The 17,933-nt window shown below is 47.7% G+C and carries 16 protein-coding genes; 14 read left to right on the forward strand and 2 right to left on the reverse strand.

Annotation, left to right across the window (positions count from 1 at the left end; all coding sequences use genetic code 11):
- Window positions 1-4: 4 nt before the first annotated feature.
- Window positions 5-1,402 carry an MFS transporter gene (locus tag DW033_RS21275; RefSeq protein WP_005856339.1) on the reverse strand — a complete coding sequence of 466 codons (1,398 nt, stop codon included), beginning with the start codon at window positions 1,400-1,402 and terminating at the stop codon, window positions 5-7.
- A gap of 86 nt (window positions 1,403-1,488) precedes the next feature.
- Here DW033_RS21275 and DW033_RS21280 point away from each other — a divergent pair, with 86 nt between their 5' ends.
- The 14 genes from DW033_RS21280 (at window position 1,489) to DW033_RS21340 (ending at window position 15,965) form a co-directional block, all read left to right on the forward strand.
- Entirely contained in the window at window positions 1,489-2,838 is a 1,350-nt protein-coding gene (locus DW033_RS21280) for a sigma-54 dependent transcriptional regulator (RefSeq protein WP_008771901.1), read from the forward strand.
- Complete coding sequence (locus DW033_RS21285; RefSeq protein ID WP_048927419.1) at window positions 2,828-4,147, forward strand: PAS domain-containing sensor histidine kinase; 1,320 nt, start codon at window positions 2,828-2,830, stop codon at window positions 4,145-4,147. Before DW033_RS21280 ends, DW033_RS21285 begins: the two co-directional genes overlap by 11 nt.
- A gap of 172 nt (window positions 4,148-4,319) precedes the next feature.
- Window positions 4,320-5,573, forward strand: coding sequence for an Nramp family divalent metal transporter (locus tag DW033_RS21290; protein ID WP_008780456.1), 1,254 nt, complete (start codon window positions 4,320-4,322; stop codon window positions 5,571-5,573).
- Between the two features lie 52 nt (window positions 5,574-5,625).
- Window positions 5,626-7,365, forward strand: a complete 1,740-nt coding sequence (locus DW033_RS21295) for a glutamine--tRNA ligase/YqeY domain fusion protein (protein WP_008778287.1) — start codon at window positions 5,626-5,628, stop codon at window positions 7,363-7,365.
- A gap of 10 nt (window positions 7,366-7,375) precedes the next feature.
- The gene (locus DW033_RS21300) at window positions 7,376-8,833 is read left to right on the forward strand and encodes a tetratricopeptide repeat protein (RefSeq protein ID WP_008771897.1); all 1,458 of its coding nucleotides are present in this window, start codon (window positions 7,376-7,378) and stop codon (window positions 8,831-8,833) included.
- A gap of 17 nt (window positions 8,834-8,850) precedes the next feature.
- On the forward strand, window positions 8,851-9,768 hold the full coding sequence (locus DW033_RS21305) for a DUF368 domain-containing protein (protein WP_008780454.1): 918 nt from the start codon (window positions 8,851-8,853) through the stop codon (window positions 9,766-9,768).
- Between the two features lie 174 nt (window positions 9,769-9,942).
- Window positions 9,943-10,044, forward strand: coding sequence for a helix-turn-helix domain-containing protein (locus tag DW033_RS21310; protein WP_255202288.1), 102 nt, complete (start codon window positions 9,943-9,945; stop codon window positions 10,042-10,044).
- 65 nt (window positions 10,045-10,109) lie between these two features.
- Entirely contained in the window at window positions 10,110-10,337 is a 228-nt protein-coding gene (locus DW033_RS21315; protein WP_005856324.1) for a ferredoxin family protein, read from the forward strand.
- 14 nt (window positions 10,338-10,351) lie between these two features.
- Window positions 10,352-11,431: a 3-methyl-2-oxobutanoate dehydrogenase subunit VorB gene (locus DW033_RS21320; protein WP_048927420.1), complete on the forward strand. Its 1,080-nt coding sequence runs from the start codon at window positions 10,352-10,354 to the stop codon at window positions 11,429-11,431.
- Between the two features lie 5 nt (window positions 11,432-11,436).
- On the forward strand, window positions 11,437-11,607 hold the full coding sequence (locus DW033_RS24770; RefSeq protein WP_005868224.1) for a hypothetical protein: 171 nt from the start codon (window positions 11,437-11,439) through the stop codon (window positions 11,605-11,607).
- A 12-nt stretch (window positions 11,608-11,619) separates the two neighbouring features.
- Window positions 11,620-12,384, forward strand: a complete 765-nt coding sequence (locus tag DW033_RS21325) for a thiamine pyrophosphate-dependent enzyme (protein WP_005856318.1) — start codon at window positions 11,620-11,622, stop codon at window positions 12,382-12,384.
- An 18-nt stretch (window positions 12,385-12,402) separates the two neighbouring features.
- Window positions 12,403-12,945, forward strand: a complete 543-nt coding sequence (locus DW033_RS21330; protein WP_005856316.1) for a 2-oxoacid:acceptor oxidoreductase family protein — start codon at window positions 12,403-12,405, stop codon at window positions 12,943-12,945.
- Window positions 12,946-13,049: 104 nt separating this feature from the next.
- The gene (locus tag DW033_RS21335) at window positions 13,050-15,131 is read left to right on the forward strand and encodes a putative porin (protein WP_048927422.1); all 2,082 of its coding nucleotides are present in this window, start codon (window positions 13,050-13,052) and stop codon (window positions 15,129-15,131) included.
- A 9-nt stretch (window positions 15,132-15,140) separates the two neighbouring features.
- Window positions 15,141-15,965, forward strand: a complete 825-nt coding sequence (locus DW033_RS21340; RefSeq protein ID WP_048927423.1) for a transporter substrate-binding domain-containing protein — start codon at window positions 15,141-15,143, stop codon at window positions 15,963-15,965.
- Between the two features lie 2 nt (window positions 15,966-15,967).
- Here the strand turns inward: DW033_RS21340 and DW033_RS21345 are convergent, their stop codons facing one another.
- The gene (locus DW033_RS21345; protein WP_048927424.1) at window positions 15,968-17,836 is read right to left on the reverse strand and encodes an ATP-binding protein; all 1,869 of its coding nucleotides are present in this window, start codon (window positions 17,834-17,836) and stop codon (window positions 15,968-15,970) included.
- Between the last annotated feature and the right edge of the window lie 97 nt (window positions 17,837-17,933).

A 17,933-nucleotide genomic window follows, 5' to 3' on the forward strand; every position in this document is an offset into this window, starting at 1 on the left:
CCGATCAAGCCTTACGATTGATCCGGGAGAAACTAATAACCGCCCCGATCAAGGCCAACACACTTCCCAGCCATAACGCCGCGGGCATGCTATGGCCGGGAAATAACTTAAACATCAAGGCTACCAGCGAAGCCCCGCAAGTTTGTCCCAGCAAACGGGCCGTACCCAACATACCACTAGCCCCTCCACTCCTACTTTCCGGAGCGGCCCCGATCATGAGGCTATTGTTAGGAGTCTGGAACAACCCGAAGCCACAACCGCAAAGCGCCATGCGCCAGATAATATCCAGATCGGAAGGATGCGCCGGTAATTCCGCCAACGAGAACAACCCTCCCGAGAAGATAATCAACCCGATACCACTCAAGACCCCGGCATTCATTTTCTCCGACAAGATCCCGGCCAAAGGGGCGCACACCATTGTCGCCAAAGGCCAAGGAGTCAATAATAAGCCGGTCGCCACCTCATCGCGTCCCAGTACCCGCTGCAAGAAAAACGGGAAAGAGACCATAGCCAGCATCTGAGCGATGAAAGAAAACACAGACGTAATGATAGAAAGGGTAAAAAGAGGAATACGCAGCAAGTCTATCGGCAATAATGGATAGGCCTGCCGTTCCTCTCTCCGGATATAGAAATACCCACAGAACAATACGATAACAATCGCCGCTATTATCAATGAGATATGTACATCATGCGTGAACGCCTCGATAATCGCTATCACCAAACCGAATGTCAGCGCGTTCATGAGTGCCGCCGTAACATCAAACTTACGTCCGACAGCCTTCACCGGATTTTGCGGCAAGAACTTAAAGCTCAATATCAAAGCGGTAATACCTATCGGGATATTTATAGCGAACAACCAAGGCCAGTTCCCCACGGACAATATACCGGCGGCTATCGTAGGACCAGCGGCGGCCGATACGGATACCACCAAGGCATTAATCCCCATACCTCGCCCCAGAAAACGTTTGGGATAAATAATACGGATCAAGGCCGTATTCACGCTCGCTATGGCAGCGGCGCCAAAACCTTGTAGCGTACGGGCGATAATCAGCGTAAACAAGGAATCGGATAAAGCGCAGGCCAAAGAGGTACAGCTAAATAACAGCAACCCGATCGTATACACCTTCCGATACCCCCAGATCTCTCCCATCGACGATAACGACAGTAAAGAAATCGTGATCGCCAACTGATAAGCGTTCACCACCCATATAGAAGCAGACGGACTCGTATGGAGATCGCCGGCAATCGTAGGTAAAGCCACGTTTGCGATCGCCCCATCCAACACCGACACGGTAACACCAAGCCCAATCGCTAGGATCGCCCAATAACGGCTAGGGATTGGCAAGCCATCCGGGATATTCCCTCCCGTCTGACCATTTATATTCGTTATTTCTTTATCCATACGGTATATGAAACAGAAATAGGGTGTATCTGGTTTAGGAAGTATCGACCAGATCGAGTATCTTTGCCCGTATAAATGGACATGACATGGCAAAACAAGGCACTATACTAGTTGTGGATGATAATAAAGGTATCCTGACCGCCGTACAAATGCTGTTAGGAACTTGCTTCGAGAAGGTTATCACCATCTCTACCCCGAACAAGATAAAAAACACGCTGCACGACGAGAACGTGGATGTCGTATTGCTCGACATGAATTTCAGCGCCGGTATAAACAGCGGCAACGAGGGGCTGTTCTGGCTCTCCGAGATCAAGAAGGCTTATCCCTCGATACAAGTCGTTCTCTTTACCGCCTACGCCGACATCGATCTGGCGGTAAGAGGAATCAAGGAAGGAGCCACCGATTTCGTGGTAAAGCCTTGGGACAACGCCAAATTATTGGAAACCTTGCAAGCCGCTTACCAAATCCGCTCGGCCAATCATAAAGGCGGTGTCGGCAACAAGCAGTTGGTATCCAAGGAAAGCGGTATGTTCTGGGGAGACAGCAACGCCATGCAGCAACTACGGATGCTGATAGAGAAAGTAGCCAAGACAGACGCCAATCTATTAATCACGGGAGAGAACGGAACCGGTAAGGAAATGCTGGCCCGGGAAATACACCTGCTATCCCCCCGCAAGGATGAGGCCATGGTACCGGTGGATATGGGCGCTATCACGGAGACGCTGTTCGAGAGCGAGTTATTCGGCCACGTAAAAGGGGCCTTCACCGACGCCCGGACGGATCGCCCCGGTAAGTTCGAGGTAGCGAACAACGGAAGCTTGTTCCTCGACGAGATCGGTAACCTGTCTTATCATCTGCAAGCCAAATTACTGACCGCCTTGCAACGCCGGAGCATCGTACGGGTAGGTAGCAATACCCCGATCCCCATCAATATCCGCTTGATCTGCGCCACGAACCGGGACTTGCAGGAGATGGTACAGAAAGAGCAATTCCGCGAGGACTTGCTGTATCGTATCAATACGATACACGTAGAGATCCCGCCCTTGAGGGAGCGGCCGGAGGATATCGTACCGCTTACCGAGATATTCATCACGAAATATACCAATATCTACGGTAAAAAGCCCATGGCCCTCACCGACGACGCCAAGGAAAAGCTGAAAGCCCAACCTTGGCTGGGTAATATCCGCGAACTGGAACATACCGTGGAGAAAGCGATTATCATCGCCGACGGTGATACTTTAGATGGCAGCAATTTCGATTTCCCTCGTAAGCGGGAGGCGCCCGTCAAGAATGACATCACTACGCTCGAGGAAATGGAGTATACTATGATCAAGGCCGCCATGGATAAATTCGGCGGCAATCTCTCGCTCGTGGCGAACCAGTTGGGTATCTCACGGCAAACGCTTTATAATAAGATCAAGCGGTATGAACTTTAAAGGCATTTATTACAGCCTCACCTTCCGCCTCGCCCTCGCTATCGGGCTGACGGCGGCACTCACCTACTTGGCCTTGGCGGAAGAATGGGGGTGGTTCCTGTTCTTAGGCATCGGATGGCTGGCTGCCTTGCGGGGCATCAGCCTTTTGTTCAAGCGGAACGCGCAAAAGGTAGCCTTCATGTTCGACGCGATCGACAATAGCGATTACGCTTTCAAGTACGCTACCCGGGGGCGCTCCTCCAACGACAAGCTGGTTAGCGACTCCTTAAACCGCATCACCCAAATACTTTTTCAAGCGAAAGCCGAGGCGATCCAGAAAGAGAAATATTACGAGTTGATCATGAACCAAGTGAATACGGGTATCATCGTAGAAGATGATAAGGGCAATATTTTCCAGACAAACAACGAGGCCTTGCGACTGCTGGGATTGACAGTCTTTACCCATGCCCGCCAGCTCGGACGTATCGACGAGAATCTAGAGCGCCTCATCAGCGACGTTCGTCCCGGCGAGAAACATCAGATCTCCTTTATCAACGAGCGGGGTACGGTACATCTCTCGGTCCGTGTCTCCGAGATGACGCTCCAAGAGAAACACGTCCGCATCATCGCGATCAATGATATCAACAGCGAGCTGGACGATAAGGAGATCGAGTCATGGATACGACTGACACGGGTCTTGACCCATGAGATCATGAACTCCGTCACCCCTATCACCTCCTTGAGCGACACCTTGCTTTCCCTCCACCAGAATGTCGACGAGGAGATACGGGGCGGCTTGGAGGTAATCAGCTCTACCGGAAAGAGCTTGATCGCGTTCGTCGAGTCTTACCGTAAGTTTACGCATATACCGACGCCTCAGCCCTCTTTATTCTACGTCAACAAATTCGCCGAACGGCTCACGCGGTTGGCCCGCCACCACAATAATTACCCGAACATAACCATTCGCATCGACGTGGAACCGAAGGACTTGATCGTCTACGCCGACGAGAACCTGATCACGCAAGTAGTCTTGAACCTCTTGAAGAACGCCATGCAAGCGATCGGGCACGAGCAAGAAAACGGCCTTATCTTGTTCAAGGCGTATTGCGACCCCAACGAGGCCGTTATCCTAGAAGTGACGAACAACGGCCCCATCATCCCCCCCGAGGAAGCCGAGCATATATTCGTGCCGTTCTTCACCACGAAAGAAGGTGGAAGCGGTATCGGGCTGTCCATCTCACGACAGATCATGCGCCTGTCCGGCGGCAGCATCGCGTTGAGAAGCAACCCGGCCCAACGGCAGACTACCTTCGTGTTGACATTCCCGTAGCTCGTTTACCGTATCCGCATAAACGCGGACACGCGGCCGGGCAGCTACAAGAGGACAGCCGTACGGATACCCGCCATCGGCCGTACGAACGTATTTCCGGCCACCGTTGGGTAACAACGAAACTATTCGTATCTTTACACTGTTTTTTAAATTTAAAAGTATCTATACAAACATGAACTTACTAGACAAACTGAAGATCAACCACCGCCCCCGCTCCGGGGCATTGGATTTGCTAAAATATATCGGCCCCGGATTACTTGTCACCGTAGGCTTTATCGATCCCGGAAACTGGGCGACGAATCTTGCGGCAGGCTCCGAGTTCGGCTACGCCCTCCTGTGGGTCGTCACCTTCTCGTCCGTCATGCTGATCATTATCCAGCACAACGTGGCCCACCTCGGTATCGTGACCGGCCTCTGCCTCTCAGAGGCGACCAACAAATACATGCCCCGCGTGCTAAGCCGCCCGATCCTAGGATCGGCCATGCTCGCCAGCGTATCCACCTCCCTCGCCGAGATACTCGGTGGAGCCATCGCCCTCCGGATGCTGTTCGGTATGCCGATCAAGGCGGGAGCGGTGATCGTCACCATCGTATGCCTCGCCATGCTATTCAGTAATACATATAGTAAGACCGAACGCTGGATCATCACGTTCGTGTCCATTATCGGGCTCTCGTTCCTATACGAGCTGGCGTTGGTCGACGTAGACTGGGGGCAGGCCGTGGTAGGCTGGGTGAAACCCACCTTCCCCGAGAACTCCATGCTGATCATCATGAGCGTACTGGGAGCCGTCGTGATGCCTCACAACCTGTTCCTGCACTCGGAGGTGATACAGAGCCGGGAATGGAACCTAGAAGACGAGTCGGTCATCAAGAAACAACTGAAGTACGAGTTCTACGACACGCTCCTGTCCATGGTGATCGGCTGGGCGATCAACTCGGCGATGATCATCTTGGCCGCCTCTACCTTCTTCAAGCAAAACATCGCCGTAGACGAGCTGGACCAAGCGCAACAGTTATTGGTACCCCTCGTAGGAAATAACGCCGGGGTGATTTTCGCCGCCGCCCTATTACTGGCAGGTATCTCCTCGACCATCACATCCGGTATCGCCGGGGCTTCCATCTTCGCCGGATTCTATGGCGAGGCGTACAATCATACCGACCTCCACTCAAAGCTGGGAGTCCTGCTATCGTTCGTCCCCGCCTTGGCCATCATATTCCTGATCGGCGATCCGTTCAAGGGATTGATCCTGTCGCAGATGTTGTTGAGCGTGCAATTGCCGATCACGGTCTTCACGCAAGTGTACCTCACTTCCAGCAAGAAGGTCATGGGTGTCTACGCGAACAGCCGCTCTACGACCATCATCCTCTTGCTGTTGGGAACGATGGTAACCGTCCTAAATATAGCCCTGCTCATCAGCCTATTTTAAAAAGAAATCGCTACCTTTGCCCCATTCGAAGAAAAACTATCAATTTTTAAGTATGAGCGATATCAATACAAACGAAGAAGAAGGCAAGAAGAACCTGAATTTCATTGAGGCAGCCGTAGAGAAAGATTTAGCGGAAGGCAAGAACGGAGGACGTGTACAAACCCGTTTCCCGCCCGAGCCCAACGGATACCTTCACATCGGCCACGCGAAGGCCATTTGCCTAGATTTCGGCATCGCTGAACGCCATGGCGGTATCTGCAACCTCCGTTTCGACGACACGAACCCGACGAAGGAGGATGAGGAATACGTGGAGGCGATCAAGGAGGATATCCAATGGCTGGGATATCAGTGGGGAAATATTTATTACGCGTCCGACTACTTCCAGCAATTGTGGGATTTCGCGATCCGCCTCATTGAGGAAGGTAAAGCATATATTGACGAGCAGACATCCGAACAAATAGCCCAGCAAAAGGGCACGCCTACACAACCGGGCATCGAGAGCCCGTATCGCAACCGTCCGATCGAGGAAAGCCTAGCTCTCTTCAAGAAGATGAACACGGGTGAGATAGCGGAAGGTGCCATGGTACTTCGCGCGAAGATCGACATGGCAAACCCGAACATGCACTTCCGCGATCCGATCATCTATCGGGTGGTTAACCATCCGCACCATCGTACGGGCACGACGTGGAAAGCGTATCCGATGTACGACTTCGCCCACGGACAGAGCGATTTCTTCGAGGGCGTGACGCATTCCTTGTGTACCTTGGAGTTTGTCGTACACCGTCCTCTGTATGATTTGTTTATCGACTGGCTGAAGGAAGGCGAGGACTTGAACGACAACCGCCCCCGACAGACTGAGTTCAACAAATTGAACCTAAGCTACACGCTGATGAGCAAGCGTAACCTGCTTACATTGGTAAAAGAGAACTTGGTAAACGGCTGGGATGACCCCCGTATGCCGACCATCTGCGGTTTCCGCCGCCGGGGTTACTCTCCGGAGTCTATCCGTAAGTTCATCGACAAGATCGGTTATACGACTTACGACGCCCTGAACGAGTTCGCCTTGCTGGAAAGCGCCGTACGCGAGGATCTGAATGCCCGCGCCATCCGTGTATCCGCCGTGATCAATCCGGTGAAACTGATTATCACCAACTATCCGGAAGGACAGGTGGAGGAGCTGGAAGCGATCAACAACCCGGAAGATCCGGAAGCCGGCAGCCATACGATCGAGTTCAGCCGTGAGTTGTGGATGGAACGTGAGGATTTCATGGAAGACGCTCCCAAGAAATATTTCCGGATGACACCGGGACAGGAAGTTCGTCTGAAGAACGCCTATATCGTAAAATGTACGGGCTGTAAGAAAGACGAGAACGGTGAGATTACCGAGGTATATTGCGAATACGATCCGAATACCCGCAGCGGTATGCCGGACGCTAACCGTAAAGTAAAAGGTACCTTGCACTGGGTAAGCTGCGCCCATTGCCAAAAAGCGGAAGTACGCTTATACGACCGCCTTTGGAAAGTGGAGAACCCTAGAGACGAATTGGCCGCTATCCGGGAGGAGAAGAATTGCTCCCCGCTAGAGGCGATGAAGGAAATCATCAACCCGAACTCCTTGGAGATCCGGAAAAACTGTTACGTAGAGAAGTTCGTGGCTACCTTGCCCAAGCTTTCCTACCTTCAATTCCAGCGTATCGGCTATTTCAACATAGATAGCGAATCCACCCCCGACAACTTGGTATTCAACCGTACCGTAGGACTAAAGGACACGTGGAGCAAGATTAATAAATAAAGAATAGTAAATGAAAAAAGACGATATCTCACGCTTGTTACAACATTATCTTTCAGCGAAGGAAGAGGGTAAGGAGCCTTATTTCGACGCTGATCAAATCGATGAAATGTTGGACAGCTTTGAAGATTCGAACGATTATACTTACTTTGATGAAGTCTTAGCCCTCGGGCTAAAGCTTCATCCCGGTAATTCCGCCTTGCAAATCAAGAAAGGCAGGCAATTCGCGTATAACGAGGATTATGAGAGCGCTCTCGCTCTGCTCGAGAATATAGCGGAGACTGATAACCAAGATCTGGATATGTTAAAAATGGAATGCTATTGCTCGCTCAACCAATATCCCAAGGTTCTGGAGATCACGGAAGAGTTGATCACTAGGGATTGTGACTATTTGGAGGAAGTCTTCGAGTACATCTCCCCCATCCTGAATGATTTAGACATGAACAAAGAGGCCCGCGATTTCGTGGACCGTGGCTTGGCTTTATTTCCGGATAACTTGATCCTTAAGAATGAGCTTTGCTACATCCTCGAGACGGAAGGAGACGTTCCCCGGGCGATCGAGTTATGTAATGAGCTAATCGATAAGAATCCTTTCTCATACGAGTATTGGTTTACGCTGGGAAGGCTACATTCCATGGTTGGCGATTACGAGAAAGCGATCGAGGCTTTCGACTTCGCCTTGACGTGTGATGATTCCGATACGGAACTGAAAATATTGAAAGCGTACTGCCTGTATATGAACGAGAGCTATGAGAAGGCGATCGAGGAATATCAAGAAATCGAGGGTGATGAGGAGGTGATGCGCCGTATCTCTCCACTCATGGCGGAATGTTATATGAAGCTGGAGCAATATGAGAAGGCTTACCAACTGCTTTCCACGATCATAAACGATCCGGATATGGAGGATGGGCCGACCAATTATATCAATTATATCCGTTGTTGTACCGAGACTGAGCGTGACAACGAGGCTTCCATCATGTTATTCAAGGCGGCGCAATTGTATCCGAACAATGTCCGTCTCCTTTCTCTTTTAGCGCTTTGCTTGCTTGATAGCGGGAAAAAGGAGGAGGCTATCGCTATTACGAATAAGATATTCAAGATCATCGATAAGAAAAGTATCAATCCGGAAACTCAAGAAGAATGCAACAGCCTGCTTCATGCCGGACAATATTTGCTTTCTAAGGGAGATGTAGATAAGGCGATCTCTTATTACAAGAAAGTCCTTCAAATCAACCCGAAGACTCCAATGATTCATATCCATTTGGCTATGGCTTATCTGGATAACCGTGATATGGAAAATTTCATGGAGCATATCGGCCAAATATCCGGAGATGATCTTCTTTATTTGCTTCGTAAAGTGGGACCAGAAGTATTTGCGGACTTTACCATCGATTCCGATAAAGAGAAGAAACATATCCAACCCGAGGATCTGGTAAAAGAGTTTTTAAAGAATAAAGATAACAGTAATTAGACAATTAATAATGTAATATGCCTAACAAACGAAATCTCAAGGACTACGGTTTTTTAGTATTAAAAGGTATGGGTATGGGAGCGGCGGATGTCGTTCCCGGCGTGTCGGGAGGAACGATCGCCTTTATCGTAGGTATCTACGAGGAACTGATCGACTCTATCAAAAGTATTAACGGGACGACATTGAAACAATTATTCACGGGGAAAATAGCGGCCTTCTGGAAAGGGATCAACGCTAATTTCTTGCTTTCTATCGTGGGTGGTATTGGTATTAGTATATTCTCCCTAGCGAAGATCATTACGTATCTCTTGGTGTATCATCCGATCTTGGTATGGTCTTTTTTCTTTGGTTTGGTGCTGGCCTCTACTTGGTTCGTCTCTAAGGATATCAAGCAATGGAACTGGAAGACGATCTTGAGTTTTGTTGTCGGGGGAGTGATCGCTTTTTATATCACCGTGGCGACTCCCGCCGAGACTCCGAGTAATTTACTCTTTATCTTCCTCTGTGGGGCGATCGCTATTTGCGCCATGATCTTGCCGGGTATCTCGGGTAGCTTTATCTTAGTGTTGCTCGGAAAATACTTCTATATCATGGAGGCGGTCAAGACGTTTAACGTTCCCGTTATGTTGGTGTTTATAGCGGGTGCGGCTATTGGTATCACGACGTTCTCCCGCGTGTTGTCATTCGCCCTTCGTAAATTCCATGATATAACGATCGCCGTATTGGCCGGATTCATGTTGGGTTCGCTTAACAAGGTATGGCCTTGGAAAGAAACGATCGAGACCTATGTGGATAGCCATGGCATGACCAAGCCGTTGGTTGAGGCGAATATCGCTCCGAATCAGTTTGTTTGGGAGGCCGTCGGATTGATGATCTTAGGTTTCGGGATCGTATATTTCCTAGAAAAGCTCTCACAAAAAAGCGCTAAGGCGTAACCCAATATTACAATGGGCATTATAAGGTGATTAGAATGCCCATTGTAACCTTCTTTGAATGGGCATTGTAAAGAGCTTACGATGCCCATTGTTATTTACCTACATTTTATCATCGCACATCGTACTTTTCCAATAAGCGAAATCCTCTCCATACCAATTAAGTGATAAAGAAGCATCAAAAGTAACTATAACCGTACCCTGACCGCCGAGGCTTTAAATATCAGTAGAAAGACGCTATTCAACAAAATGAAACGTTATAATCTTGGCAACGAGTAATTTTTTACTAACTTTGATGCCTCAATAGAAATGTGTTACATTTAGATTTTAAATAAACAAGTATTATGGCGAAAATAAAAGGAGCTGTTGTTGTAAACACAGAGCGCTGCAAGGGATGTAACCTTTGTGTAGTAGCCTGCCCGTCGGATGTACTGGAGTTGCACCCACGAGAAGTAAACAACAAGGGGTATCACTATGTGTACATGAAGAACCCGGACGCATGCATCGGTTGCGCTAGTTGCGGGTTAGTTTGTCCGGACGGTTGTCTAACGATCTACAAAGTAAAAATATAAAGTTATATCAAGATATGGCAGAAGATATAAAATTAATGAAGGGTAACGAGGCCATCGCCCATGCGGCTATCCGCTATGGCGTGGACGGTTACTTCGGCTATCCGATCACTCCGCAGTCGGAGATATTGGAAACCCTTATGGCAGAGATGCCGTGGGAAAAGACCGGCATGGTAGTCTTACAAGCGGAGAGCGAGGTAGCCGCTATTAATATGGTATACGGCGGAGCCGGCTCCGGAAAGAAAGTGATGACCTCTTCTTCCAGTCCGGGCGTGAGCTTGAAACAAGAAGGTATTTCTTATATCGCAGGAGCGGAGCTTCCTTGTCTGATCGTGAACGTTATGCGTGGCGGTCCCGGATTAGGAACGATCCAGCCGAGTCAGGCTGATTATTTCCAGACCGTGAAAGGCGGTGGCCATGGCGATTACCGTTTGATTACCTTGGCACCCTCTTCCGTACAAGAGATGGCCGATTTCGTAGGCCTTGGTTTTGATCTGGCTTTCAAATACAATAACCCCGCTATTATCTTGGCAGACGGTATCATCGGACAGATGATGGAGAAAGTGGTTATGCCTCCCTATCATACCCGTCGTACCGAGGAAGAGATTATCACTCAATGTCCTTGGGCCGTACAAGGAAAGAAGGGCGGACGCAAAGGTAACGTCATCACTTCCTTGGAGCTAGACCCGGCGAAGATGGAAGAGAACAATATCCGTTTCCAAGCGAAATATCGCAAGATCGAGGAAAACGAGGTTCGTTACGAGGAGTTCCAATGTGAGGACGCTGATTATCTATTGATCGCGTTCGGTTCTTCCGCCCGTATTTGCCAGAAGGTAGTTGAGATCGCCCGTGCGGAAGGTATCAAGCTTGGCTTGTTACGCCCGATCACGTTATGGCCGTTCCCGACAAAAGTGATCGCCGCTTATGCGGATAAGGTAAAAGGTATGTTATCGGTTGAGTTGAACGCCGGACAGATGGTAGAGGACGTTCGCCTAGCCGTAAATGGTAAGGTGAAGGTAGAGCACTTTGGCCGATTGGGTGGAATCGTATTCACCCCGGATGAGGTATTGAACGCGCTGAAGGAAAAATTATTCTGATCCGTATGACACGAGGAAGTAAAGCTGACGAGATATTGACGCTGGTCTTTATGCTACTGGCCATAGCTGCCGTGGTATGTTACTTCGCTGTTAGCGATAAGACCGTATTCTTGTATTGCGGTGGAGCGGCGATCGTATTGCGGCTGGTGCAATATGTCCTAAGATATATACATTAATAATTAAAGATTATGGAACTCAACGATATAATTAAACCGGAAAATCTGGTGTATGAAAAGCCCAGATTGATGAATGAAAATCCCATGCACTACTGCCCCGGTTGCAGCCACGGTGTGATACATAAGCTAATCGCCGAGGTTATAGCCGATATGGGTCTGGAAGATAAGACAATCGGTATCTCCCCCGTGGGATGTGCCGTATTCGCATATAACTACTTGGATATCGATTGGATCGAGGCAGCCCACGGACGTGCGCCAGCCATCGCTTCCGCCGTTAAACGCTTGAATCCGGAGAAGATGGTATTCACGTATCAAGGAGATGGTGACTTGGCGGCTATCGGTACGGCCGAGACGATTCATGCAGCCAACCGTGGCGAGAATATCGTGATCGTATTCGTAAATAACGCGATCTATGGTATGACCGGCGGACAGATGGCTCCGACTACATTGGAAGGTATGCCCACAGCTACCTGTCCTTACGGACGTAACATCGCCTTGAACGGTTACCCGCTGAAGATCGGTGATTTATTAGCCCAATTGGAAGGAACTTGCTTGGTAACACGCCAAAGCGTACAGACGGCCGCGGCCGTACGGAAAGCGAAGAAGATGCTTCGTAAGGCTTTCGAGAACGCTATGGCCGGTAAGGGTACTTCTGTGGTAGAGTTCGTCTCCACTTGCTCATCCGGCTGGAAGATGACTCCGGAAAAAGCCAATAAATGGATGGAAGCGAACATGTTCCCCTTCTACCCGCTGGGCGACTTAAAGAATGTTGAATAAGTAATACGGTAAACGACAATGAAACAAGAAATAATTATAGCAGGCTTCGGTGGACAAGGTGTATTGTCTATGGGTAAGATCTTGGCCTATTCCGGTTTGATGGAAGGCAAGGAGGTTAGCTGGATGCCTTCATACGGACCTGAGCAACGTGGCGGTACGGCCAACGTAACCGTTATCTTGAGCGACGAGCGTATCAGCTCACCCGTATTGAATGAATATGATATCGCTATTATCTTGAACCAACCTTCCATGGATAAGTTCGAGAGCAAGGTGAAACCGGGTGGTATCTTGATTTACGATGGTTATGGCATCCATACGCCGGCGAAACGTACGGATATTAACGTATATCGGGTAGATGCCATGGACGCCGCTACCGAGATGAAGAACGAGAAGGCATTCAATATGTTGATCTTAGGCGGGTTACTTAATATCGTCCCGATGGTTCAATTGGAGAACGTCATGCTAGGATTGAAGAAATCCTTGCCCGAGCGTCACCATCATTTGTTGCCGATGAACGAGGCTGCCATTAAGAAAGGAATGGAGATTATACAGAAAATATAAGAAGCTCATTCATTGATGTGCCGATATGCCAATTAAGTTTTCTGATTGGCATATTGGCATATTTTATAATTGGCACATTATTTTTTGTTATATCTTTGCAACCCATGAAGTATTATCTATACATATTACTTTTTCTGATAGGAACGGCGGCTTCCGCGCATGCGCAAGGACGTTCCGGGAGCCGGGGAGGACGAGGTGGATTCTCGTTATCTAATTTATCATCCTCAAACAAGGAAATACCGGATAGCTTGCTGCAAACAGATAGCGCGGCGCTGAAATCAAAACGAATCATCGGTTATCGGCTCACGCCTCTTTTGGGAGAACGTTATATCGCTCCTATGGATACCAATCGATTAAATTTCGGGAATAGTACGTTGGTGGAAGCGAACTCATTGGCCGTAGGTTATCTGGCGAATGTGGGATCGCCGGCGCAAACCCGTATTTTTAACGAACGTAAGGAGGAACGTGATTTCATCTTCGCCGATGCCTATGATTATTATATCACGACCCCGACAAACGCTTATTTCTATGATACCAAAGTACCCTATACCCAAGTGACTTATACGACAGGAGGAGCTAGCCAGAATAAGATGGACCGACTGAAAGGGGTACTGACCATGAACTTTGGCAAGAAGATCAATGTCGGTGGCGAGATGGATTATATCTATAGCCGCGGATATTATAACTCCAACGGTAATAAATTATTAAGTTATCGTTTTTTCGGAAGTTATATCACCGACCGTTACGAGTTAAACGCTTATTTAAGTAATTTCAATTTCGTAAACTACGAGAACGGTGGACTTACAAATGACCAGTATATCACGAATCCCGATGACTTGGCCGAGAATCAAAGAAATATCGATAGTAAATCATACCCTGTCCGTTACACGGACACATGGAACCGTGTCCGTGGAAAACAATATTTCCTGACACAGAGATACAATCTCGGTTTTACCAAAGAATTGGAAGAAACCGATGAGGAAGGGAACATAAAAGAGGTATTCATTCCGGTTTCCAGTATCATCCATACCATCGATTACGAAGATAACCGCAGACGCTTTATCTCTAATGATGCCGGGATCGATACCTGCTACACTCATCTTTATGGTATGGACGCATCTTTGAATGACCAGACTTCCTCCTGGAATTTAAAGAATACTTTTGCGTTGGCCTTGCGGGAAGGTTTCCAAGATTGGGCTAAGTTTGGGCTGACCGCCTTCGTTACTTTCGAGAAACGCCGGTTTAGATTGGCATCCCAAGTTCCCGGACTGGATTACGGTCCGGATGGTCGTGGAAGCTCTGAGCCGAGTACATTAAATTTCCCTACTTCCGAGGTATATGATGAGTTTACGACCTACATCGGAGGCGAATTATCCAAACGCCGTGGTAGCCTTCTTACCTACAATGTCCGTGGAGAATTAGGACTTGCGGGAAGTGACGCCGGAGAGGTTCGAGTGAGCGGAGACTTACAGACCAAATTCAAGCTTTTCAAGAAAGACGCTACCATCAAGGCGGAAGGATATATCAAGAATATCACCCCGGCGTTTTACCAACGTCACCATCATGGGCGTTACTATTGGTGGGATCTATCATTGAAAAATGTGCAAAGGATTTACGCCGGAGCGAAAATCAACTTGGAATCCACCCGTACCCAGTTATCCGGAGGAGTGGAAAGTATCCAGAATTATGTATTCTTCAACGGCAAAGGTTTGCCGGAGCAAAGCAGTAAGAACATTCAAGTTGTCTCAGCCCGTATCAAGCAAGATATCATGTACCGTGCGTTCGGATGGGAGAATGAGGTGGCCTATCAGCTTTCTAGCGAGAAGTCTCAACTCCCGTTACCGGATATCAGCGCATACTCGAATATATATCTAGCGTTTAAGTTGGCGAAAGTATTAACCGTACAGATTGGCGCAAACGTATACTACAACACCGCTTATTACGCTCCTTATTACGAGCCGGCTACCCAGCAGTTCCAAGTACAGGAAGAAGACAAGAAAGTGAAGGTTGGCAATTATCCGTTGATCAACGCTTATGCGAATTTCCATTTGAAGCAAGCTCGCTTCTTCATCATGGCATACAATCTAGGCTCTAAGTTCGTTGACCCGAATTACTTCTCTCTTGCGCATTATCCGTTGGACCCGATGGTCTTGAAAATGGGCATCTCCGTGACTTTCAATAATTAATCGATTGCCATGAGATCTAAGAAGTTGCTTATCCTATACGCTTTTCTACTGATTGTCGCTGTAACGACAATGATACAGCTTTGGAGATTCAACCAACGTCCTCAAGAGATCGGACCTCGTGATTATCCGGAAATCAAGGAAGAAGGAATTCTCCGGATGATAACCGAATACAATCAATCCGGGTATTTCGTATCAGGCGATACAGTGCAAGGTTTTCAATACGAGCTTAGCCAAGCGATCGCTAAATTATCCGGATTGGAGGTTCAGACGCATTTGGAAATGAGTTTAGCGAAAAGTTTCGAGGAATTATCGGACAACAAATGCGACGTAATCGCAAGAAACATCCCCATCACCTCCGAGATGCGGGAAAACTACCTGTTCACCGAACCGATCGTTCTCAACAAGCAAGTCTTGGTACAACGTACGGCAGAGGCGAACAACGGACAAGCCCCTATCCGTAACCAATTGGATTTAGCCCAAAAGACTTTATACATACCGAAAGATTCCCCGGCCTTATTGCGTCTGCAAAATCTGGGACACGAGATAGGCGATACGATCTACGTGGTGGAAGATGAGTTATATTCTACCGAGCAGCTTATGATCATGGTAGCCAAAGGCGATATCGATTATGCCGTATGCGACCAACAAATCGCTCGCATGACCCAGAAAAACCTGCCGGAAGTCGATATCCTAACGGATGTCAGTTTTACCCAATTGCAATCGTGGGCGGTCCGTAAAGACTCCCCTGTCCTACTGGATAGCCTAAATAGTTGGCTCCAGCAAATCAAGAACAGTGGATTATACGACCAAATTTATAAGCGCTATTACAAATAGCGCTATTCGTGAGACGGCAAAATAAAGGAGAACTCTGAACCTACCCCTAATTCAGAAGTAACATGTATCGAACCTCCCATCTTAACAACTAATCCTTTGCAGATAGCCAGTCCTAATCCGATACCTTCCATATAGTCGTTTATTTTCACGAAACGACCGAAGACATCTTTCAATTTGTCCTTATCGATACCGATTCCCGTATCCCTTACGTAAAAACGTAATTGATTATCCGGTTGAATGGTATATCCCATCGTGATGCTACCTTCTTTCGTGTTCTTGATAGCGTTGTTCACCAAATTATTAATCAACTGCAACAGACGCATGCTATCCGTACCGAACATATGGTGGTCAGCCCCTTTCTCCAAAATCAACTTGACTCCTCCCGGAACCCGTAACTTGGCGGAAGCATAAATCGTATCCATCAATTCACTGACATCTAATTGCTCATATGTGATCTTTATCGCATCCGCCTCGATCTTCGAGATATCCAAGATATCATTAATCAATTGCATCAACAATTGGTTATTCATCTTGATCACATCGTAGTACGACATACGTTCCTCATCCGTATCAGCAAAAGCCATCAATTCAGAGAAGCCGGTAATCGCATTCAAAGGAGTCCGGATCTCATGGCTCATATCCGCCAGATATTTCGATTTCATCTTATCAGCGGCCTCGGCCTTCACCTTCGCCTCCTCAAGGCTTAATTCTTGATTCTTCCGTTCCTGAATATTCGTTGAACATCCAAGGATAACCGAAGGTCTTCCTTTCTCGTCCCGTTCATACACGGTAGCGAATACCTCTCTCCAAACATATTCCTTCTTGCCGGGAAATAGCATACGTGCCTCGATCCTTGCCTCAGAGATTTCCCCTCGGCAAAGACGGGTAAACATATTATGATAATGTTCTTGATCATCCGGATGCGCCCGGCTGATAAACTGCCCCCATGACACCTCTATCATATCTTCCGACATGGTATTCCAATCGTTCAAGGTCACAACGGAATCCTTGAAATTATGGGTACAGTCCGGATCGATGAAGATCGAGCATGTACGTATATCACTTATCCGCAATGCCATTTTCGTCAAGATCCGGGTTCTTCTCAAAGTATTCTCCGTAGCCAACTCGGAAGTTATATCTCTCCATAAAGCCAAGACAAGCGGCTTGCCATTATTTAGGGAAATAGGATATTTAGCGACCTCTATATCCCGGTAATCGCCGGAGGCCGATTTTACCTTGCCCTTGAATCTAGCGGTCAGTCCTGTCTTGATCACGTTCATATCGGTTTCCAGACGCTCCTCGGCAGTCATCAAGGCATTATAATTCACCTCGAAATCATCATGTCCCTCGATCTCCCGGGTTTCAATACCCGTTATTTCCTCCATAAAATGATTCCAATACAGGTAATTAAAATGGTTATCCCCATCTTTCACGAAAACCCCCAACGGTAACCGATCTAATATCGTATTGATCAGTTCTTGTAGATTTTTTTCTGTTTTCAGAGAAGATACATCGCACGTATAAACGATCACAAGCTCCTCATTAAAAAGGCTTGCTTGCGATAGATAATAATAGTTCTTTCCTTCAAAAGAGACCTCAAAAGAGAAATCCACTTTCACTTGCTCCTCGAAAACACGTTTAACCGCAGCTCTATAGATCTCATATTGATCGTAGTTCTTCCCGTCCGGGAACAACGCTTGAGGTTGCTTTCCGATACAGTTATTCGCTAAATAATGATAATAATCGTCTTTTGCAGAAATAACCTTGACAAGAGTAAGATTTCGATCTACTAATACAATCGTATCGGGACTCTTCTCCATGATCATCTCTAATCCAGACTGAACGTTACTTCCGCTTTCTAGACTATTCATATTAATTCTTTCGTTTTTGGGGTATAACTCGGGGATAAAGGTATTTATTTTTCTATTTATCACCAAAGAGAAACCTACCTATTGCATAATATTTCTA

The organism is Parabacteroides sp. AF39-10AC (assembly GCF_003635405.1).
In the GTDB taxonomy this organism is placed as follows: domain Bacteria; phylum Bacteroidota; class Bacteroidia; order Bacteroidales; family Tannerellaceae; genus Parabacteroides; species Parabacteroides distasonis.